We start from the raw sequence: 20,923 nt of genomic DNA, 5'->3' as shown, positions 1-20,923 counted from the left end.
TCCGCACAGCATGTTTCATTTATCTGCCGGATCGGCAAACGGCCGTTCAGACATCCGTCTGTTTTAAAGATTCTGTAAAGGTGTTGAATTCGGCACCCGCACGATTGCAAACGTATGTTCCTTCTTGTATAATCATTCTATGCAATAAGACAGATGACCTTTAAAAAGTATAAAAAGGAGCGGATTGATCATGCCGTTGCGATTAAGTCCCTATTTGATGATGAACGGAAACACTGAGGAAGCGATTCAGTTTTATGAAAAAGCACTGGATGCAAAAGTCGTCTTCAAACAGACTTTCGGAGAAATGCCGGGAAATCCGAATGCTCCTCTTCCGGAAGCAGCCAAGAAGCTTGTTTCTCATGCCCTGGTAAAAATCGGCGATTCCGATTTAATGTTTTCCGACAATTTTCCCGGGCAGTCCAGCAAGCCCGGCGATCAGATAACCATCTGCATCACGGTCGATGACAAGGAACGGTCAGGCCGGATTTTCGAGGCGCTGAGCGAGGGCGGTGCGGTCAAAATGCCGCTTCAGAAAACTTTTTTCAGCCCGGCTTACGCCATTGTAACGGATCGGTTCGGCGTGACTTTCCAGATCTTCACGGAAGGCAACAAGTGAGAAAAGGATTTCAGTTTATATTTGCAGGATACAGAAAAACGGCTCCGTCGCCCCCTTGTGTGACAGAACCGTTTTTCTGCTTTTAAGGGTACGGCCGCTGTTCTTTTTTCCTGTCATTTTTCAAAACCTCCCCCCTTAAAATCCGCGATGGGTACGGACAGCTTATTGAGGCGCCGGCTTCCTGACCAAAGCCATGATTCCTGCAATGATATAGAGAATGCCCGGAACGATTTCGAGCAGGCTCGCCGCACCGGACAAGATCAAGAGCCATCCCCCGAGTTTCGGATGGCTGCGCTTTAGAAGAATGAGGGCAATCCCTGCCGGAATGATGCTGACAATTGACAGAATGATGAGAACGGATCCGCCAGTATGAAACAAGTGGATTGCGTTATTAATATTCTGTGAATCCGGAGCGGATCCTGCGGCTTTGAGCTGCTGTTTCAGGACGACGGATTCACCGTCAGGGCACGGGCCCCGTAGAACAGCGCCAGGAGATTAATAGCGGCTGCTAGAATAGATTGAACAAATTCGCCGGTTCTTTTCATTATAAAAGCCTCCTCGATTCATCAATTCAAAAATATCTCCGTAAATAAACCGCCTGCCCTATTCGGCCGCGGCTTCACGCTCATATAAAGTATAAAGGCAGAAGTCAATTGTCTGCTGTCAATCAAGAGGTTTTATTCTGCACATGCGCTCCGAACTCTAACATGTTATGATAATAAATAACTAGTAAATTCTTTCGCGGAGTGAAATCATCTTGAACAATTTTGTTTGGCTGACAAATATTACATGGATTGACGGAACGATCGCCGTCGCCATTTTTCTTATGTTTATTCTGGCAGGAAAACTGTTTTCCAAGTACTTTCTGAAGTTCACTGCAAAAATTGCGAAGATGAGCAAAAGCCGGATCGACGAAGCGCTGTTCTCAGCGTTTCGCAAGCCGATTATATTCATTCTCGTCATGACCGGCATCTATTTATCTCTCTCCTACTTGCCGATGCCGGCCCATTGGAAAGCAGCCCTCTCGCTCTTGTACAAATCGGCCGCCACTTTCTCGATTGGCTGGGGCTTCTTTCTTTTTTCCGACGCGATCGGGATATTTTTCAACAGGATGGGCGACCGTTTCGACCTGCAGTTTAATAATATCATCATTCCGTTTCTTTCCAAGCTGACCAAGTTCATCGTTGTCGTGCTGACAGCCGCGTTGATTCTGGAACAGTGGAATTATCATGTGACCGGGCTGATCACCGGACTTGGAATCGGCGGGCTTGCCATTGCGATGGCGGCAAAGGACACTTTAAGCAATCTGTTCGGCGGTTTTGTGATTATCACCGACGCGCCGTTTACGATAGGCGATCTGATCCAGACCGGAACCATTGAGGGGGTCGTTGAAGATATTAACTTCCGATCGACAAGGATCCGCACGCCGGAGCAGGCGCTTGTTACCGTACCGAATTCCACCCTTGCCAATCAGCCGATCACCAATCTGTCGAAAATGGAAAAACGACGGATTTCGCTGAACGTTCAGCTTGATCTTGAGACGACGAATGAACAGCTGACGATCTGTATTCAGGCTGTCCGCCGCCTTCTTTCCGACGATCCGCAGATCCTTAAGGACGGACTGATGGTCTATCTCGACCGGATCACTTCATCCAGCAAGAATTTAATCGTGCAATTTTTTATTCCAACCACCGAATATGAAGAGTGGATGAAAGTGAAAGAAAAGTACAATCTGGCTATTCTCGGCCTGTTGGAAAAACAAGGCATTAGCCTGGCAAAAGTTTTCCCGCGAACGATTTCAGACGCCGATCAGAGCAAACCGAAACAGAAACTTGTGCTTCCGGTCAAACCGGCTTCAGATGACAAAAATCTGACCGAAACGGTACAGCTCAGATCCAGAAAATAGGCCGTCCGGTTTTTGGACAGGCAAAAAGCGCATCCGTCTGCAGCTGATCTCCTGCAAACGGGTGCGTGATCTTTTTATACAGGACGCCGGTTGAGTTGAGAAAACCCGGTACTTGAGTGCCGGAATGAATCAACGTCTCGGGCATCCGTTGTTGTATTCAGTTAACTGATTTTCAATATATCCGGCTCCCTCTCCTTCGACACATCGCCCGGGGGGCTCATGAAATAACCGGGTGACCGGAGATGGCCCCAAGGTTTCTGCCTGGTTTCAGGATATTGCCTGAACCAGTGCCCCTTTAAAATGATTTAACCACGGATGACGGCGTCCTGTTAGGTGGAAAACTCATCATCATGTGCACGTGGTCGGGCAGGCTCTCTAACTATTGAATGACAATCTTGTTTTTCCCGGTTTCCAGCAGCCCGGCATTTTAATGCCGATGCAGTTCGCGCCCTATTCAGTACCCGTCCTTCTGAGCAAGGCAATCATTCCTGCAGCCATCAGAACCAGTCCGGCCGGAAGACCCGCGGCAAAAAGGACCACACTATTTTCTGCCCCTGCAAGGATCAGCATCATGCCCGTCAGTGTCCCTTTTTTATCATTCAAAATAAAAAGCGCGGCTGCGGCGACGGCGAATGAGACGGTACCCGCAATTACAGCCTGCACGCTGAATGCGTTCAGGCTGTCCGACGCTCCGAAAACATTCGCCATGCCGGCGCTTCTTACAACACCCGCTTGCGTCGCCGGGAACCTGAGGGCAATCAGCAGGAAAAGCCCGAAAAATGCCTGAAGAGCTGCAAGAACGGTACCCATGGTTCCTATGATTTTTTCAGCAAGTTTCCGATCGCTCATGACTTCCTCCTTTGCCGCGGATCATGCTTATCGGAAAAAGCCGTATTGTCCGATGATCCGGCCGCCGATGGCATCGATCAGAAAGAACGCCGTTTTGCACGATGGAAAAATCGCTTATTCTTTCTGCAGACGACAGTCTTTTCACTTCGAATGTATGCTTATTAAAAGGGGAACATGCCTTCAATAAGAAGAGCATTCGGCCGTCTGCAAAAAACACGGGACTATTTTTTGCATGATAAATACAAATAAAGCTGTTTACTCAGGACAGCGCAAAATAGCATTCTCACACTGAAATACAAATCGATTAGAGAAAATAGTTGTTTACTCAGGCAGCAATTCTTTTGTTCGCCCACAGATTTCGTGACAAAAAAGTCTTTTACTACTCTATAATTAAGAAAGCAGACTGTTGTGCAGTTGACGAATTCCGTGCACAGTCCGATCGGATTTAGAGAACTGCACCCAATCAAAAAAGGTAGAGTCGGAACTGAAAAAAACTATCAGTCGCACCGAATCGAGTTTGAGTCGCACCGAAATGAGAGAAAGCCGCACCGAATCACTAAAATGTCGCTCCGAAATGCCAGAAACTCGCGCCGAATTTTCGAAGTCGCGCCCAATCGATCAGAACTCGCTCCGAATCGGAAGAAAGCCGATCCGAAATGCTGAAAAGACGCACCGAAACGTTAAAAGAGAGGTTTATCGGTCAGCACGGCAATTTCATCGGTCAGCGAACTTCATTTATCGGTCGGCACAGCAACTTTATCGGTCAGCGCACCTCGTTTATCGGTCGTTGTGCCCCAAAGGCGCCGGACTCACCTCCTAATTCGGCTGAATCATGGCAAAAAATTCATTTGTTCCATATTTCTACAGCCTTTCACTTCATTCCTATTAATGTCAGCAGGACGGCCCTACTGCGCAACAACACTTTTTCAGGAAACAACTTTTTTATATAACAGTTATTCCAGCATTTTTTCAAATGAAAAAATCACCATGAATCCTTACTTTTAGCCATCTCCCACCTCTGATAAATGGTAATAAAAAACACGCCATGAGTTACCTTAGGTAAGGTATACTTTATGACGTGAATTTTTGAAACAACTTTATTAAGCGCATACATTTCATCCATAAAAACCAAAAAAGCGGGACCCTTCCGTCTCCGCTTTTCGATCGTTCCTTTACTAATAGACCGGAAACTGCCTCCGGCCGCGTCTTTTATCCAGTGGTCATTCCTGACGATATAGGCCGGGATTCTCGCGTGCATTTTCTCTCAGGAGTTTGATTGAATCCAGAATTCTCCGGTACAGTGCATCCGCGTCTTCGCCTTCTATAATAAGCAGTATCTCCTTCCCTTGAAGAGAGGAAAGAAATTTTATCGTCTCCGGCAAATCATTTATACAAAAAGTTTTTTCATTAGCAGAGAAATACGCAGTACTGCGGCTTTTTTTAATTGTCTCATATAGGCGCAAGGCACGTTTTAATGTCAGGGCACTGACCGACTTGATCGGGACTTTGATCGATACGATTTGTTTTGCCATTATAAAAAACCACCTCTTGCTCAATTTCTTCGCAGGTTTTCTATCACTATCCTTATTATATGTCATATTCTCATGGATACGGAAGAGCCAGCCGTTCCGGCCGTTTATACATTGAGAAGCCGTTTTCCCTGCTCTTCTCCGGCAAAGTTAACGATCGGACGATGAGCGGACGACAATCGATTCGTTCGGCTTTTCTTTTCCATGCTGAAGCTGATACATATTGAAATAAAGCCCTTTTTCTTTCAGAAGCGACTGATGCGTTCCCCGTTCAACAATTTCGCCGTGATGAAGCACAAGGATCTGATCCGCATCCTGAACAGTCGACAGACGGTGGGCGATCGCAATCGTCGTCCTTCCCTCTCTCATCTTTTTCAAAGCTGCCTGAATTGCTTCTTCTGTTTCGGTATCTACATTAGCGGTGGCCTCATCGAGCACCAGAATTTTCGGATTGAGCGCCATGGTCCGTGCAAATGACAGAAGCTGGCGCTGCCCGCTTGAAAAAGTCGCCCCGCGCTCTCCGACCGGTTCGTGATATTTGCGGGGCAGCTGCTCAATGAACGGGTCGGCCTGAACGAATTCCGCCGCTTTTTTCACTTCTGCATCGCTGACCTGGCGACGGCTGAGGCGGATATTGTCTGCCACATCACCGACAAACAGGAATGAATCCTGCAGGACAAGTCCCAATTTTCGGCGCAGCTCTTCGTCCGAGAAAGTCTTCAGCGGTTTCCCGTCTATGTAAACTGCGCCCCGCTCAACCGGATAAAAGCGCATCAGCAGGTTGATGATCGAACTCTTGCCGCTTCCCGTGTGCCCGACCAGCGCCACGGTCTTTCCTGGCTCGGCGACAAACGAAATATGTTTGAGTACGTCGGTCTTGCTGTCATAAGAAAACGATACATCTCTGAATTCGACACGCCCGTTGACGACAGCGGGCCGCTCCGTCCCCTGGCGGGCGGGAGCCGTCCGCTCTTCGTCCAGCAATCCGAACACGCGCTCCGCCGAAACCATGGCCTGCTGATAGAACGTCAGCTGCTGCATGATCTGGTTAATCGGGTCAAAAAAGCGATCCAGATAGTTGACAAAGGCATAGAGCACCCCTATTTGCACGACACCGCCGAGAGACTGTATGCCGAAAAAGCTAAGAATCATAATCAGTCCAAGTAAATATACGGAATAGACAGCAGAACGCAGCATTAGGCTGTTCAGCCGCACGCTTTTCATCAACGCCTTTTTATGTTCATTGTTGATTTTGCCGAATTCTTCGCGCATGCGCCGCTCCTGACGCATGGCCTGAATCATCGCCATCCCTTGAAGCGACTCATTCAGCTTCGCATTGAGCTGACTCAGTTTGACACGGGTTACCCGGTAGACCTTAGAACTGAGTTTTCTGTAGGCCCACATCAGAATAAGAATGAACGGCATCAGAACGAGACAGATCAGCGCAAGCCGGCCATCAAGAAAAAACATGCCCGTAAAAATGCCGATCATCGTGATTCCGCTGCTGATGAAGGTCGAGAGTACGCTCACGTAAAGATCTTTTATCGCTTCGGTATCATTCGTGATTCTGGAAACGAGGCTGCCGCCGGGTGTCCGGTCAAAGAAAGTCAGGCCAAGGTGCTGGACCTTGCTGAAAACTTCGACGCGCATTTTCTGAATAACATGCAAAGCGATTTTCTGAAAAGACAGCGCCTGCAAATAATGAAAAATGGCCGATACAGCATATAAAACAATAAAAAGTGCCGCCAGCAGTGTCAGTGCCTGCCATGGAAATTTCCGCGGCGTTAAATAATTATCTATAAAAATTTTCATGACAATCGGTCCGAGGACGTCGGCTACGGTCGCGATAACCAGCATGATAAAGGCAAGACCGAGACTTTTCCTGAAATGCTTGAGGTACGTCATCAGCCGCAGCAGCACATGATCTTCTGAGATCTTTTCACGATTCTGCTTTATTTTTTCTTTCACAGACGGTTTCCTCCTTCCATCACGAGCGATTCCAGCTGCTGGTGTGCATACATTTCGGCATACCACCCGTTCCCTTTCAGCAATTCCCGGTGCGTTCCCTGTTCCGCAATCCGTCCGTCCTCAATAACGATGATTAAATCGGCATGTTCCACCGCGCTGAGCCGATGAGCCGAAATCAATGTTGTTTTATGGCGCCTTTCGCTTTTCAGGGCCTGCAGAATAGCGACTTCGGTGCGCGCATCGACGGCAGACAGCGAGTCGTCGAAGATCAGGATTTCAGGATCGGCGAGCAGGGCGCGGGCGATAGATACACGCTGTTTCTGACCGCCGGACAGCGTGACGCCCCGTTCTCCGACGACGGTGTCGTAGCCGTCTTTAAAATCCAGTATCTCCTCATGAATATTGGCGAGTCTGGCCGCTCTTTCAATCTCTTCCCGCGATGCACCGGCGCGGGCAAACGCAATATTTTCCGCAATAGTCGCCGAAAAAAGGATATGATCCTGAGGAACATAACCGATGGCGCTTCTCAGAGCCCCCAAAGTGAACCGTTTAATCGGCGTTCCGCCTATCTCTATCTCCCCGTCCCGCACATCGAACTCTCTGAGCAGCAGCCTGAGCAAGGTTGTCTTCCCAGCTCCTGTCTTCCCGACGATGCCCAGCGTCTGTCCTTTTTTCAGCGTAAGGGAAATATTCGATAAAACCGCTGTTTCACTGCCCGGATAGCAAAATGAGCCGATGCGATAATCAATGTCGCCGCTCGGGATGACGTCCAGAGCGGCTTTACTGTCGACAATCTCGGGTTTCACGGAGAGGAGCCGCCGGATCCGGTCGTACGAAGCTCTGCCGCGCTCAACCGTGTTGAAAAGGAATCCGAAAGCGAGCATCGGCCAGACAAGCTGACCGAGATAAAGCGTGAAGCTGGTCAGGCGTCCAATCGTCAGTGAACCGTTCACGACATAAATGGAACCGAAAGCAAGCGCGAGAAAATAGCAGACTCCGACGATCAGCGTAATCGTCGGATCGAACAGGGAATCAATTTTCGCAACAGCGATATTTTTATTAACGACGTCCTGAGAGGCTCTGCTGAATCGATCGATCTGGGCATTCTCTTCGCCAAACGCCTTGATTACGCGAACGCCGGCTATATTTTCCTGAACCTTGTCATTCAGATCGGAGAAAGCTGCCTGGGCCTTGCCGAATCGTTTATGAAGGAGCGAGCCGTAGTGCATCGTCAGAATTGCCATGACCGGCATCGGGAGAAGAGCGATCAGCGTTAATTTCCAGCTGATCAGCGCCGCCATGCTGACAATCACCATAGCGCCCATTGTTATCGAATCGACCAGCGTCAGAATGCCTTCGCCCGCAGCATTCTGTACAGCATTTATATCATTTGTCGCATGCGCCATCATGTCTCCGACCCGCGTTTTCTGGTAGAAATTAGGCGACAGCCGCGTAAAATGCGTATAGAGTGTATCTCGAAGCTGTTTTGCAAGAATGACGGATGATCCGAAAATAAGCTGACGCCATAAATATCCTGTACAATAATAAATAATACCGATCAGGACAAGAAACAAAATCCATTCTGCCAGCAGAAACGGTGTCAGCGTCCTCCCCTTGATTGCGTCCACCAGTATGCCGACGACGTAAGGCGGGATCAGCGAAAGAAAACTGGAAAGCATCAGAAAAGCAATACCGAACAGATATCTGAATTTTTCCTGTTTGAAAAACCACCACAAATCGTAAAAAATACGCACCGTATTCCCTCCCTTGATGCAGCCGCTTTCCGGCAGTAAAAAGCCACAGGAGAAAATCACCATCTCTTCTCCTGTGGCTCATAGGAAATAAACAAACGAATCATTTATTAGACAAGAAAATAAATGATCAGCCGTTATCCGTGCCGGAAAAAGGAGCCGGGCGTCGGCAGTCCGCTAATAGCGGCAAACATTCTGATCCGCTGTGTCCAATCAGCCGTAATAGGGGTCAACTTCATGACGCCCGCCTCCTTCTCGATTATTAATTATTGAAATCATTATATCTTGATTTATCAGCCAAGTAAATATGAAAAGGCAAAAAAATGGAAACCGCTGCAATACGGTCCCCATTTTTACTGACTGTTTCATGTTTAATCGATCGAAATGGATTTACTCGGTTTCTGCGCTTCTTCTCTCTTAGGAAGTGTAACCTGAAGAACGCCGTCTTTGAATGAGGCTTTGATTTCGTCTTCTTTGATCCCGTCAAGCATAAATCTGCGCGTATAAGATCCGGATGCGCGCTCCTTGCGGATGAAACTGCCGTCTTCCGCCTTTTCATTCGTTTCCTGTTCACGGGTCGCATCGATTGTCAGCACGCCCTGATCAAAGTCCAGGTGAATATTATCCCTGCTGAAACCCGGCAGATCGACCTTCACCTCATAAGCATTGCTCTTTTCCTGAACGTCTGCCGCAAAAGGCTGAATGCCCGTGTTGCGGAAGAAATTGTGCCCCCATTCATCAAACCAGGAAGGCAGGAAATCAAAAAACCCGTCGCGATCTTTTTTAGTTGGATACAGATTTGCCATAAAGCATTCCTCCTCGAATGTTATAAGGGTATTTTTTGCATGTCTGTTTTTTTGTATCCCTATCTCCTACAGCTTTTATTATAGACCTTTGGTCAAATAAGGTCAAACTATTTTGTGGAAATTTTGACCTTTTTTTGTGCCCTTCAGCCAATCCGTCTCATGAAGCGGGCAATCGCTCCGGGGACCAGCCTGAAGATCAGCATAACCGCCAGGATGATTGCCGGATAGACGAGCGCCCGGCCGATAAAGAAGATCATAATGAAGGTGGCTGCCGCAGCGGTCAGACTGATCAGCCGTTTTTTCCGTTCGTTTCTGAACAGAACGACACCGGCCGCGCAGCCGCCAAAGTACGTTAATAGAAATGCCGCATTCGGCAACTGGATTAGATCAGTCAGTGTCACGATCTTCAATCCGAAAAATATCATGACGAAGATAAAGCACAGGCTCAAAAAAAGCAGCCCGCCGAGCGGTGTTCCGTACTTCTTTGAAATGAGGCCCAGCCAGCCTGGTGCGCTGCCGGTTTCAGATAAGGCACGTCCAAGCCTTGACGCCGCACCGATATAAGCCACAACGGTTGCCAGACAGATGAGCAGACCGGATAGACCGATCAGGACGCCGCCGGTTTGGCCGAAAGCCAGCCTGGCGACAGCAACCAGAGCCGCCTGCGACTGCTGCCGATAACTGTCTGTTCCGATAACCGCTGCCGCTGTCATAAAATAAATGGTTCCGACCAGCCCGGCGGAAAGGATCGTAGCCCGCATGACGTCCCTTTCAGGACGGACAAATTCTGCTGACAGATGAGAGACGGCTTCCCAGCCGATAAAACACCAGAAAAGGATTGTTGAAGCGCTGCCCACCGCGGCCGCACCGTGAGGCATAAAGGGCTCAAAATTGACAACTTTCATATGGGGGACGGCACCAAGAATCGCCGCAATCAGAATGCCGAGGATTCCGGCAACCACAGCGATCTGAATCTTCCCCGCCAGACTCATGCCTAAATAATTCAGGGCAACGGCGGCAAATAAAATCAGGCAGGCGATAAAAATCGTGAAAGTTTCAGTCTGTCCAAGCGCTGCGCTTAAATAACCGGATCCTGTCAATGCGGCAACCGGAGCCCCGATCGGTACCGACATCAGGAAAAACCAGCCGACGATCGATCCTGCCCGTTCACCGAAGGCCAGCCGAACAAAATGCGCTACTCCGCCGGAGCTTGGATATTCCTGTGCGAGATAAGCCATGGACACAGAGAGCGGCAAAGCCAGAACCATGAGAAAGCCCCAGTCGATTAATGAAGCAGGACCGGCCATTCGTGCAGCCAGGCCCGGAACAATTAATATACCGGATCCAAGCACCGCACCAATATAGAGAGCAACAGCCTGCGGCAGCCGAATCGTTGCTTTGATCTCTTTTTTCATCTTCTTGCCTCCTGTTCTTTGCAAACGGCAGCTTTTCCTGTATCATATGAGTGATCAGGCAATCGGTAAAGATGATTATTTCGATAAAAACGATCGGAAATTTTGATAGAGGGGGGATATTATGGAGATCAAACAGCTGATCACTTTTCAGAAGGCTGCTGAAAAATTAAATTTTACCCATACGGCTGAGCAATTGAACTTCGCCCAATCGAGTGTCACCGCTCATATTAAGTCGCTCGAGGATGAGCTCGGCGTTCAGCTCTTCGACAGATTGGGAAAAAGTCTGGCACTGACAGATGCCGGCAGAAAACTGCAGATCTATGCCAATCAGATTCTTTCTTTAACAAATGAAGCCAGAAAAGCCGTTATGTCAGAAAAAGAACCGTCCGGTACATTGGTCATCGGCGCTACCGAAAGCCTGTGCACCTACCGGCTCCCTCCGATCCTGTCCGATTTCAGGCACCGCTATCCCAAAGTCCGCTTTCATTTCTCTCCGGGCATTTCCGACCGCGACATTCTTGACCGGCTTGAGAAAGGCAGCCTGGATGCCGCAATTCTGATGGACGTCGATCTCATTCCGGACGTGTTTGTTATTGAAAAGTTAAAAAAAGAAACGATCGGCGTCGTCGCTGCGCCGGATCATCCTCTGTTCAGGAAAAAGACCGTTGTTCCGGCCGATTTATACGAAGAGTCCTTGCTGCTGACCGAAAAAAACTGCAGTTACCGCCGTCAGTTCGATCGTGATTTTTCGAACTGCGGTTTAGTCCCCGAACATGTTTTTGAGTTTGCCAGTGTGGAGGCGATCAAACAATGCGTCATAGCCGGACTGGGCATTGCCGTTCTCCCGGAAATAACCTTCCGGAAAGAACTTGGGAATGGAGAGATCGCCCTGCTCCCCTGGGGAGGGACTCCTTTATCTGTTCACTCGCATCTTGTCCGCCACAAAGACAAGTGGCTCTCCCCGGCGCTTGCCGCATTTCTGAACCTGACCCGGGAAAGCTTGAAAGACTAGATTGCGGACTAATATCGTTTTTCTCCGCTCCGGTGTTCCTGTATAATGATCATTGTGCAGCTGCCGATCGGCCGATTTTTATTGCCGCCGGCCGTGAAGACGCTGCCTGAAAGGAAGTCACGATATGACCAAATCTCTTATTTTGGCGGAAAAACCAAGCGTCGCCAGAGAAATCGCCCGCGTGCTCGGCTGTCGCAATAACAGTCGAAATTACATTGAAGGCGACCGTTACGTTGTCACGTGGGCACTCGGCCATCTGATTGAACTCAAGATGCCCGAAGACTACGACAATCGCTACAAGACATGGCGGATGGATGATCTGCCGATTATACCGAAGAAAATGGAGATAAAAACGATCAAACAGACGAGCGCACAATTTCATGCGATCCGCCGGCTGGCTCAGCGCAAAGATCTCGGTACGTTTGTGATCGCAACAGATGCCGGACGGGAAGGCGAACTCGTCGCCCGCTGGATTATTGAAAAAATCGGCTGGCGGAAACCGGTCCAACGGCTGTGGATCTCTTCGCAGACTGACCGGGCGATCCGTGATGGATTCAGCCGCCTGAAACCTGCCGGAGATTATGATAAACTTTATCAGTCGGCCGTATGCCGTTCACAGGCCGACTGGCTGATCGGATTGAATGTTTCGCGAGCGCTTACGACAAAATACGAGGACTCTTTATCCGCCGGACGCGTCCAGACGCCGACACTTTCTATGATCATCGACCAAGAGGAGACGATCCAGTCCTTTCGTCCGCAGCCCTACTGGACGATCGACGCCCGGATCGGAGGATATACGGCGGCATGGCGGCACGGGGAACAATCCCGCCTTTTTGATCCGCAGCAAGCTGAAACCATCGTTAAAGAACTGAAGGGACAACAGGCGGTCGTCGACAAATTAGAGATCAGGCGGAAAAAAGAGCATCAGCCGCTTCCCTATGATCTGACGGAACTGCAGCGCGATGCCAACAGGCACCTCGGTTTTTCCGCGAAGAAAACATTGAACGTGCTGCAGGCGCTTTATGAACGGCACAAAATTGTCACTTACCCGCGCACGGATTCACGCTATCTGACCTGGGACATTGCCGCGACCATGCCTGAGCGTCTAAAAGCGATTTCGTCCGTTTACGGGGAGGAAACACGGCCGATTCTTCACAAACAAAAAGGCAAGGTACTGGCAGCCAATGTGTTCAATGACGCAAAAGTAGGCGATCACCATGCGCTGATTCCGACCGAACAGCCCGTTTACATCGGCGATCTGTCTGCGGATGAACGAAAACTTTACGATATGGTCATACGCCGCTTCCTGGCGCTGTTTTATCCGGAGCATCAATATGAATCCGTCCGTGCCCTTCTATCGGCCGGCAACCAGCATCTGGTCATACAGGACACCGTTGAGATTGATCCGGGATTCAGGCGGATCGTGGGAACAGGCGAAGAACGGGCGCCTCAGACCCACGGGTCCCTGCGGGAAGGGCAGGCGCTTCCCATCGGTAAGGTTTCGCTGCAGCAGAAAATGACGGAACCTCCCGCACGCCTTTCTGAAGCCGATCTGCTGACAAAAATGGAAAAATACGGACTCGGCACACCGGCGACACGCGCCGATATTATCGAGAAGCTGCTTCAATCCGAAGCAATCGAACGGAATGCGGGCGGAAGGCTTCATCCGACACCCAAAGGCAGACAGCTGATCGATCTCGTCAATCCCACCCTTAAATCGCCGGAACTGACGGCAAAATGGGAGAATCAGCTGGAGGATATTGCTAAGGGGACAGGCAGCCCGGATCGTTTTATTAAAAATATACGCGAGCAGACCGTCCGGCTCGTTCAGGAAATTAAAGAAAGCGAACAATCTTACAAAATTCAGAATCTGACCGGAACAAAATGCCCGGAATGCGGCTCGCCGATGAAAGAAGGCAAGGACCGCGACGGCGGCCGGGTGCTTGTGTGCATTAACCGCGCCTGCGGTTACCGAAAACGCAAAGATCCGAAACTGTCCAACCGCAGATGCCCGACGTGCCATAAGAAGATGGAAATCCATCAGGGCAAGGCCGGAGTCTATTTTCAGTGCAGAACATGCGGCATCGTAGAAAAGGCGGAGCACGCCAAAAAGCATGCGGACAAACGTGAAACGCGGCAGCTGATGCAGAAGATAAACAGCAGCAGTGAACCATTGGGGAACAGTCTGGCGGACGCACTAAAGTCGGCTCTTGAAAAAAGAACGGATCATTGACCGACAGAGTTCTGCGGGGAAAAATTCAAACAATGACTGATAAAAGGGACCGCGGAAGACCGCAGTCCCTTATTTTAGCGACGTTTTCCTGCCTTTGAAAATAAGATCAGGCATGCTGCTTCACCCGGGTCCGCAATTCAGGAATGTACGTCGAAACGATTTCGGCGAGCGCCCGGTACCCTTTGGCAGACGGATGCAGCCCGTCTTCATTAATTAATTCCGAAAAGCTGCCCTTCCGTTTGAATGCTGATCTGATATCGATCGTGGGTACACCTGTCCTGCGGACAAAATCTTTCAACGCGCGATTGTACATGCCGTGCCAATGTTCAATACCGCCGCAGTAGCTGATCCAGTGTCCGATCGAGTGGCTGTACCGTTTCATTAAAGACTGATAGTAGCGGACAGGATCAAGCGGCAGCAAACTGAGAACGACAGGAACTGCCCCGATCGAATTGACTTTTTCAATCAATATCTTCATATTTTCAAGATAACGGCTGAGCGGCACAATCGGCACATGTTCCTCTTCAGGAAGAAGCGCCACCTGATCCCAGTGAAAATTACAGTCGTTTCCTCCGATACCGATCAGAACCAGATCCGGATGAAGCTGCAGAACGTCTTTGTCAACGCGCTCCACAAGCAGATCGGAATTATCGTTAAAAACACCTTTGTTGATCACTTTATCGCCGCTGCCGAGAAGACGCTGCAGCAGTACGGGATAATTTTCCCGAATAATTTTGAATCTTCCGCCGGTAAAAGTGACCCCCCGAGTCACGCTGTCTCCAAAACATATGATTTTCAATTCGCTCACCTCTTGAATTTCTCTGCCGGGAACGTCAGCGAAAATTGATCGCCCGATTCAGACTGACTTCTTTACCTTCATACTAACAAAACCAGCGGCCGTTTCCCAGCATTCAACAGAAGATTATAAGAAATTTATTTTTTTAACGCGGAAAATTTCTTGGCGGCCGGCAACATATTCGGGATGGGTCCCCTATGGAACAACATTTTTCCAGAGACATTCGGACGATCAGGCATTGATCCTGCCGCATGGTTATGAGAAGGAGGAAGACAGCGATCTGCTGTCTCCGTGCTCTCCCTTTTTTCATACGGGCCGGGCCGCCTGCCTGATTCATTGGTGCCCTCCGCCATTTTCCTTTTTAAAAACGGTTTCCCCCTGAGACAAGCAAACAAGCAGAATAGTACGGATAAGGATAATATCAATAAAATTCCAGGATGGCATACGGCCTGTTTTTTGCATTTTGAAGCAAAATGTACCATTTCCCGGATGAAGTCCGGATTCGTCCCGGATAGATTGTATATCCTGCCTTTGCCGGCATTTTATACTCAATCCGCATTCGGTGAATCGTAAAATTTTTCGGCAGGAACTCTATCGCCTTCTCAATATACTTTGCATTATTCATATGGTGATACATATCAATATCGCTGCGTTTAACGATAAAGGGATCAAAGCTCTGTTCGTGAATATCCGGTACTGCAATTCGTTTAGGCAGATAATCCATGTTTACTTTACGATCGATCGTAATTTTATCCTGTTCCTCTTCAGGAACTTTTGCCATTTTTCCTGTGTTTAAACCGACAAATGCACCAATGCACCAGGTTAAAACACAAGGTTGATCATCTTCACCGTACAGCAGGGTATTTCGATAGCCGGAAAATTTATCGCAATCAAAGACACTTGTTCTGACGGTTATCTTTTCTCCGTAAGCCGGCAAACGCAGAACGTCTGCTTGCCGGGATACTAAAAACATACCGAGATCGTTTGCTTTCAAGAAATTACGGAAAGAAGGTTCCGATTCCAACCACAACATCGAACAATCCTGAATCACTTCGATGGCATCCGAGAATCTTAAGCGACCATCATCGCCCGTTCGACTGGCGCAAACACGATCTTTGAGAGTATACAAAAAAATTCACCTCTTGCAAGTTAATTAGATGGTAGTCCAGTGAATTTCAAAATTCTCAATCCTTACGGGTTAGAGTTTTGGCGTACAAAAAAAAGAAATTCTTCCCTAACCCGAAAAAGTGAATAATGATACCCTCAGATAAGAGGAAAAATTTTCTTTATCTACTATTATACTATACCTCAATAAAGTCTTTTTGACCCGCAAAATCCTTATTATTCAGATACTGCTCAACTTATGCAACCATTCTTTCAGCGGTGGGCCGGGGCGAATTTTCTCACACGGTGGCTAAAGATCCTGTCACAGTGCGCCTATTAAACTGGGCCCGGCGAACTCCGTCCGTCCCGGTTTCTTTTCCGGCCATCCGGCGAATTTGATCCCACAAAGGAGATGGAAGAAATTTATTTTTTCAATGCGGAAAATTCCTTGGCAGACGGTTCATGGCCGGTGAGATGCCCTTCTTAAAAATCTGATAGAGCACCTCGGCAAAAATCAGCCCCATGGCTATCGCGCCGGAAAGAACAAAGGTCTTTTCCGCCAGATGGAGAGCCAGACTGTACTGATCCACCACAGCCTGACTCATGACCGTATAGGTAAGTCCGCCGGGGACAAGGGGGATGATTCCCGAAACGCTGTAAACGATCACAGGGTTCTTATATCTTCTGGCAAAAATCTGACTGAGCAGGGCGATAGCGAAAGAAGCCGCGAACGTTGCCGCAAAAGCATTGCCGCTCCATTTATACAGGAAAAAATAAATCAGCCAGCCGGCCATTCCGATTAATCCGCCGTGAATCAGCGGTTTCCACGATATGTTATAAATAATGCCGAATGCTGCAGTCGCCAGGAAACTGGTAACGGACTGCACGATAAGTATTGAAATAAGGTTCACTGTGATCCACCCTCAATCAAGAGATAGAGCGAGCGCTATTCCGATGCCGACGGCAAAAGCAGTCAGCCCTGCTTCCGCACTTTTCGACAGGCCGGAGACAAGATCTCCGGCCATCATATCGCGAACCGCATTGGTAATAGCAACCCCTGGAACCAGCGGCATGACGGCACCGATAATGATTTTATTCAATTCAGAACCGACGCCGGTCTTTACACTGAGTACGGCGATTAATCCGATTAAAATAGAGGACATAAATTCAGAAAAAAATTTGACTTTAGTTAAACGATGAAAGTAAATAGTCCCGGCCTGACCAACGCCGCCGGCGATAAATGCCGGCAGCACGTCTCCCCATTTACCGAGAAACATCAGTAAAAAACAGCCGCTTGCCGCAGCGGCAGCCATAATCTGCAACCCATTCGAATAGACATGTCCGGACTGTTCGATTTCCTTTAATTTTTGATAAGCCTCGGCAGGACTGAGTGCTCCTTCGGCAATCAGCCGTGAAAGACTGTTCACCTGAGTCACTTTTCGAAGATTGGTGCCGCGCCGGGTAATGCGGACAAGCTTTGTCACGTCCCTGTCCTCAATCGAAAAGATAATGCCTGTCGGCGTGACAAAGCTTTGTGCTTCATTTACGGAAAAACTTCTGGCGATTCGGTTCATCGTGTCTTCGACGCGAAAAGTCTCGGCTCCGTTTTGCAGCAATATCTTGCCGGCAAGCATACAGATTGCCGCTACTTCATGAGCAGGACCCATCTTGTTTCCGTCCCTGCTGAACGATTCGTGGAAACCATTCATTTTTAAAGACTTCTCTCTTTTTACAGAATAAAAGTACAGAGAAACGGATCTGTCACGAAATCAGGCAGCGGATGTTTTTCGCCCTTTCGGCTGCCTTTTTAAGCATGATCATTATAATATGACAGCCGCAGGAATAACAAGACATTCACATTGTTTTAATAGATGAAAATGTTAAATTAAAAAAAGCATGCTATAATTAAATGATGTTGGGGATCACGCATTCGTCATTATGCCGCTTGACGCAAGTGATCGGAGTAAAAAAGTCCGGTGTCGCCGATACTTTAAATGTGTATAAAAATGCACGAAAAGATGGAGCGGATTGGAGTGGCTTAAAACCCCAGCTTCGCCCGTCATTTCCGTATTGGATGCGGCGCCGAAAATTTCATGGTGTTTTTCAAAATGAGAGGAGTGACACACTCGATGATCAAGCTTGTACTGATCCGTCACGGACAAAGTGAATGGAATCTCGAAAACAGATTTACGGGATGGACGGATGTAGATCTGACGGAAAAAGGAGAACAGGAAGCAACGGAAGCCGGTCAGATTCTGAAAAAGAACGGCTATACATTTGATCTTGCCTACACGTCGGTGCTGACAAGAGCCAATCATACGCTTTGGAATGTTCTTCATGAACTGAATCTGACTTGGATTCCGGTTAAGCATACATGGCGGTTAAACGAACGTCATTACGGCGCCCTGCAGGGCCTGAACAAGGCGAAAACCGCCGAAAAATACGGAGCGGAACAGGTGCATATCTGGAGGCGTTCCGCTGATGTCCGTCCGCCTGCTCTTACTAAAGACGACGAGCGCTATATTGCACAGTTGCATGATCCGAGATATGCCGGCCTGTCGGAAGCCGCACAGCCGCTCACGGAAGACCTGCTGGACACGGTCGACCGCGCTCTGGTTTACTGGAATCAGGAAATTGTTCCTCAGCTGAAAGCCGGCAAAAAGGTCGTCATCGTGGCTCACGGCAACTCAATTCGTGCTCTCGTGAAACATCTCGATAATGTTTCAGCCGAAACAATTGTCGGACTCAATATCCCGACCGGCACGCCGCTTATTTATGAACTGGATGATAATCTTAAGCCGCTCAACCGTTACTATCTGGGTGAAAACGGACCTCTCGACAAGGACGTACTGCCTTCTGCCGAAACGAAATAAACGTGCACGGCACATTGCCGGACACTTCTGCTTTTGCGGAGGTGTCTTTTTGTATCTAAGACAGATCTTGCTGTCCGTCATCCGATATAAAGTTATTTCACTTATTCTTATCAAAGAAAAAGTCTCCTGAATCCAGGAGACACATCATGGTAACCGGAAGAATTTAATCTCCAATCCGCAAGCCTCAGGCAGCACATTCAGTCACCGGATGAGGCTTTTTCAGCCGGAGTGGGCAATCCGGCTTTACGGAACGGGAACCATAAAAGCTGGGTAACATGCTAGGTGCAAAGTATTGTGATGGGCATAAAATTAAACCTGCAACGTTTACATTGTAACCCCTTTCTTAAAAAATGTAAAGGCTATCATTTTGTATTTTTCAATTAATGAATCAATTTTCAATAATTAAGCGAACTCAAAGTGTTCGTTTTGAGCACGCTCTGTGCCCACTCTGCAAACTGCATCAGACCGATATCATTCAGTTTGCGGGCTATGCACTGTATACCGACGGGGATCCCCGAAGCGGTAAAACCGGCCGGCAACGAACAGGCCGGCTGCCCTGTAAGATTGATCGGGCTGGTCATCATCCAATCAGATTCCGGATCGATCCTATGGCCGTTTACTGTTTCAGGCCCTTCCCGATCGTAGGCATAGTCGGCCGCAGCAAGTGTCGGCGAAATGAGTACGTCAAACTTTTGAAACAGGCCCTGAAACATCTGCCAGACATAGGACCGGTACCGGTTCATCTCAATATATTCATCCGCGCTTGCTCCTTCGCCGCGGTGAATCATCGATATCAGCGTGCCGGATAATTCTTCACGATGTTCGGCCATCAATTCCTTTGTTCCGGCTGCAAGTCCGATCATCCACAATCTGTTAAAAAAATGAACGTATTGCTGTAAATCTTTGCCCATCCGGACATCTGCCGGCACTACGATTGCGCCATGCCGGCGCAGCTTCTCCAGTACCCCCATAAAGATATCGCGGATTTCGGCATCCACCTCGTAGATACCGAAATCAAGGGTATAGCCGACCCGATAGTCTGTTTTGTGCCGATTCAGCATCTGTCTTGCGGACAGATATAAAGGATCGAGAGAATAAGGATCGTTATCCGAGGCCCCCTGAATGACATCAAACATCAACGCCGCATCGGAAACCGTCCGGGCAATCGGGCCGTGGCTGACGAACGGAACGGAATGGGCGAATGCATCGTCCGGATGATCGTCGGACGGCACACGTCCGAAACTCGGCTTAAATCCGAATACGCCGCACAGACTGGAAGGGATGCGGATCGATCCTCCTCCGTCGCTTCCCTCGGCCAGCGGACAGAATCCGGCTGCAACTGCCGCCGCCGAACCGCCGCTTGAGCCGCCTGTGCCATTTGATACTTTCCATGGATTTTTTGAAGGACCGAAGAGGCGATTGTCGGTCGTTCCCTTATGGCCGAATTCAGGTGTATTGGTCTTTCCCATGATGACGGCGCCCGCCTTTTTTAAACGTTTGACAACGGCGGCGTCACGTGACGGGATATAATCTTTATAAACCAGGCAGCCAAAGGTTGTACGTAGTCCCTTCGTATGCGTCAGGTCCTTTATTGCGACCGGAACACCTTCGAGCGGCCTGGCGGTTCCCCTTGCAAAATTCCGTTCCGATACTTCCGCCTGTTCAAGAGCAGCCTCCCGGTTCAATGTCACAAAAGCGTTCAGCTCGGGATTCAGCCGGTTTATGCGGCGGAACAGAGATTCTACGGCTTCGACAGGTGAGAACATTTTTGCCCGATAATGGTGAAGCAATTCTTCGGCCGTTAACTGATAAATTTCCGTCTTCTTTTCCCCCTCTCAACTGTTTGAGCCTTCCGGCTCGCCTTTCCATGCAACATCTTTAATTCCCGAATCCTTTGTTTCTTCCCGACGCCGGCGGCCGATAATCGCTGCATCTCTTTATCCGCCCGGCGTATGCTTTATCCGGAAAATGAATCCGCCGGTGCTTCGATGTATTTTTTTGTTAACCATTGTAGAAAAAAGTTAACTTTTATTATTATAATATAACAACCCGATAAACGGCAGCC

At 48.8% G+C, this 20,923-nt stretch carries 17 protein-coding genes; 6 read left to right on the top strand and 11 right to left on the bottom strand.

Annotated features, from left to right (window positions below):
• Nucleotides 1-190 precede the first annotated feature (190 nt).
• The gene (locus tag OYT88_RS08290) at nucleotides 191-616 is read left to right on the top strand and encodes a VOC family protein (RefSeq protein ID WP_274399251.1); all 426 of its coding nucleotides are present in this window, start codon (nucleotides 191-193) and stop codon (nucleotides 614-616) included.
• A gap of 757 nt (nucleotides 617-1,373) precedes the next feature.
• Nucleotides 1,374-2,522, top strand: a complete 1,149-nt coding sequence (locus tag OYT88_RS08285; protein ID WP_274399250.1) for a mechanosensitive ion channel family protein — start codon at nucleotides 1,374-1,376, stop codon at nucleotides 2,520-2,522.
• A gap of 450 nt (nucleotides 2,523-2,972) precedes the next feature.
• Here the strand turns inward: OYT88_RS08285 and OYT88_RS08280 are convergent, their stop codons facing one another.
• On the bottom strand, nucleotides 2,973-3,371 hold the full coding sequence (locus OYT88_RS08280; protein WP_274399249.1) for a hypothetical protein: 399 nt from the start codon (nucleotides 3,369-3,371) through the stop codon (nucleotides 2,973-2,975).
• Between the two features lie 656 nt (nucleotides 3,372-4,027).
• On the opposite strand from OYT88_RS08280, the gene OYT88_RS08275 reads away from it, so the two are divergent.
• The gene (locus tag OYT88_RS08275; RefSeq protein ID WP_274399248.1) at nucleotides 4,028-4,321 is read left to right on the top strand and encodes a hypothetical protein; all 294 of its coding nucleotides are present in this window, start codon (nucleotides 4,028-4,030) and stop codon (nucleotides 4,319-4,321) included.
• A gap of 270 nt (nucleotides 4,322-4,591) precedes the next feature.
• Here the strand turns inward: OYT88_RS08275 and OYT88_RS08270 are convergent, their stop codons facing one another.
• From OYT88_RS08270 to OYT88_RS08250, 5 genes are all read right to left on the bottom strand, one after another.
• Nucleotides 4,592-4,903, bottom strand: coding sequence for a hypothetical protein (locus tag OYT88_RS08270; RefSeq protein WP_274399247.1), 312 nt, complete (start codon nucleotides 4,901-4,903; stop codon nucleotides 4,592-4,594).
• Nucleotides 4,904-5,050: 147 nt separating this feature from the next.
• Nucleotides 5,051-6,868: an ABC transporter ATP-binding protein gene (locus OYT88_RS08265; protein WP_443029693.1), complete on the bottom strand. Its 1,818-nt coding sequence runs from the start codon at nucleotides 6,866-6,868 to the stop codon at nucleotides 5,051-5,053.
• Nucleotides 6,865-8,622 carry an ABC transporter transmembrane domain-containing protein gene (locus OYT88_RS08260; protein ID WP_274399245.1) on the bottom strand — a complete coding sequence of 586 codons (1,758 nt, stop codon included), beginning with the start codon at nucleotides 8,620-8,622 and terminating at the stop codon, nucleotides 6,865-6,867. Before OYT88_RS08260 ends, OYT88_RS08265 begins: the two co-directional genes overlap by 4 nt.
• A gap of 368 nt (nucleotides 8,623-8,990) precedes the next feature.
• Nucleotides 8,991-9,425, bottom strand: coding sequence for an Hsp20/alpha crystallin family protein (locus OYT88_RS08255; RefSeq protein WP_274399243.1), 435 nt, complete (start codon nucleotides 9,423-9,425; stop codon nucleotides 8,991-8,993).
• A gap of 143 nt (nucleotides 9,426-9,568) precedes the next feature.
• Nucleotides 9,569-10,840, bottom strand: coding sequence for an APC family permease (locus tag OYT88_RS08250; RefSeq protein ID WP_274399241.1), 1,272 nt, complete (start codon nucleotides 10,838-10,840; stop codon nucleotides 9,569-9,571).
• 121 nt (nucleotides 10,841-10,961) lie between these two features.
• On the opposite strand from OYT88_RS08250, the gene OYT88_RS08245 reads away from it, so the two are divergent.
• Entirely contained in the window at nucleotides 10,962-11,852 is an 891-nt protein-coding gene (locus OYT88_RS08245; RefSeq protein WP_274399239.1) for a LysR family transcriptional regulator, read from the top strand.
• A gap of 124 nt (nucleotides 11,853-11,976) precedes the next feature.
• Nucleotides 11,977-14,085, top strand: a complete 2,109-nt coding sequence (locus OYT88_RS08240; protein ID WP_274399237.1) for a DNA topoisomerase III — start codon at nucleotides 11,977-11,979, stop codon at nucleotides 14,083-14,085.
• Between the two features lie 106 nt (nucleotides 14,086-14,191).
• Here OYT88_RS08240 and OYT88_RS08235 read toward each other — a convergent pair whose 3' ends face one another.
• The 4 genes from OYT88_RS08235 to OYT88_RS08220 all read right to left on the bottom strand — a co-directional run bounded on the left by OYT88_RS08235 (nucleotide 14,192) and on the right by OYT88_RS08220 (nucleotide 17,694).
• On the bottom strand, nucleotides 14,192-14,884 hold the full coding sequence (locus tag OYT88_RS08235; RefSeq protein WP_274399235.1) for an SGNH/GDSL hydrolase family protein: 693 nt from the start codon (nucleotides 14,882-14,884) through the stop codon (nucleotides 14,192-14,194).
• A 418-nt stretch (nucleotides 14,885-15,302) separates the two neighbouring features.
• Nucleotides 15,303-16,010 (bottom strand): acyl-[acyl-carrier-protein] thioesterase, encoded by a 708-nt coding sequence (locus OYT88_RS08230; protein ID WP_274399234.1) that lies wholly within the window; start codon nucleotides 16,008-16,010, stop codon nucleotides 15,303-15,305.
• Between the two features lie 406 nt (nucleotides 16,011-16,416).
• Nucleotides 16,417-16,896, bottom strand: coding sequence for a threonine/serine exporter family protein (locus OYT88_RS08225; RefSeq protein ID WP_274399233.1), 480 nt, complete (start codon nucleotides 16,894-16,896; stop codon nucleotides 16,417-16,419).
• Between the two features lie 12 nt (nucleotides 16,897-16,908).
• Nucleotides 16,909-17,694: a threonine/serine exporter family protein gene (locus tag OYT88_RS08220; RefSeq protein ID WP_274399232.1), complete on the bottom strand. Its 786-nt coding sequence runs from the start codon at nucleotides 17,692-17,694 to the stop codon at nucleotides 16,909-16,911.
• A gap of 420 nt (nucleotides 17,695-18,114) precedes the next feature.
• Here OYT88_RS08220 and gpmA point away from each other — a divergent pair, with 420 nt between their 5' ends.
• On the top strand, nucleotides 18,115-18,858 hold the full coding sequence (gene gpmA / locus OYT88_RS08215) for a 2,3-diphosphoglycerate-dependent phosphoglycerate mutase (RefSeq protein WP_274399230.1): 744 nt from the start codon (nucleotides 18,115-18,117) through the stop codon (nucleotides 18,856-18,858).
• A gap of 395 nt (nucleotides 18,859-19,253) precedes the next feature.
• Here the strand turns inward: gpmA and OYT88_RS08210 are convergent, their stop codons facing one another.
• On the bottom strand, nucleotides 19,254-20,648 hold the full coding sequence (locus OYT88_RS08210; RefSeq protein ID WP_274399229.1) for an amidase: 1,395 nt from the start codon (nucleotides 20,646-20,648) through the stop codon (nucleotides 19,254-19,256).
• Between the last annotated feature and the right edge of the window lie 275 nt (nucleotides 20,649-20,923).

Origin of the sequence: Sporolactobacillus sp. CQH2019 (genome assembly GCF_028765345.1) — a bacterium.
Lineage (GTDB): Bacteria > Bacillota > Bacilli > Bacillales > Sporolactobacillaceae > Sporolactobacillus.
This window is presented reverse-complemented; position numbering and strand designations above follow the sequence as displayed.

What these genes read in the sequence shown, in the direction of transcription:
- OYT88_RS08255 (WP_274399243.1), bottom strand. Translation starts at nt 9,425, where the DNA reads ATGGCAAATCTGTATCCAACTAAAAAAGATCGCGACGGGTTTTTTGAT.
- OYT88_RS08270 (WP_274399247.1), bottom strand. Translation starts at nt 4,903, where the DNA reads ATGGCAAAACAAATCGTATCGATCAAAGTCCCGATCAAGTCGGTCAGT.
- OYT88_RS08250 (WP_274399241.1), bottom strand. Translation starts at nt 10,840, where the DNA reads ATGAAAAAAGAGATCAAAGCAACGATTCGGCTGCCGCAGGCTGTTGCT.
- OYT88_RS08275 (WP_274399248.1), top strand. Translation starts at nt 4,028, where the DNA reads ATGCTGAAAAGACGCACCGAAACGTTAAAAGAGAGGTTTATCGGTCAG.
- gpmA (WP_274399230.1), top strand. Translation starts at nt 18,115, where the DNA reads ATGATCAAGCTTGTACTGATCCGTCACGGACAAAGTGAATGGAATCTC.
- OYT88_RS08220 (WP_274399232.1), bottom strand. Translation starts at nt 17,694, where the DNA reads ATGAATGGTTTCCACGAATCGTTCAGCAGGGACGGAAACAAGATGGGT.
- OYT88_RS08245 (WP_274399239.1), top strand. Translation starts at nt 10,962, where the DNA reads ATGGAGATCAAACAGCTGATCACTTTTCAGAAGGCTGCTGAAAAATTA.
- OYT88_RS08280 (WP_274399249.1), bottom strand. Translation starts at nt 3,371, where the DNA reads ATGAGCGATCGGAAACTTGCTGAAAAAATCATAGGAACCATGGGTACC.
- OYT88_RS08290 (WP_274399251.1), top strand. Translation starts at nt 191, where the DNA reads ATGCCGTTGCGATTAAGTCCCTATTTGATGATGAACGGAAACACTGAG.
- OYT88_RS08240 (WP_274399237.1), top strand. Translation starts at nt 11,977, where the DNA reads ATGACCAAATCTCTTATTTTGGCGGAAAAACCAAGCGTCGCCAGAGAA.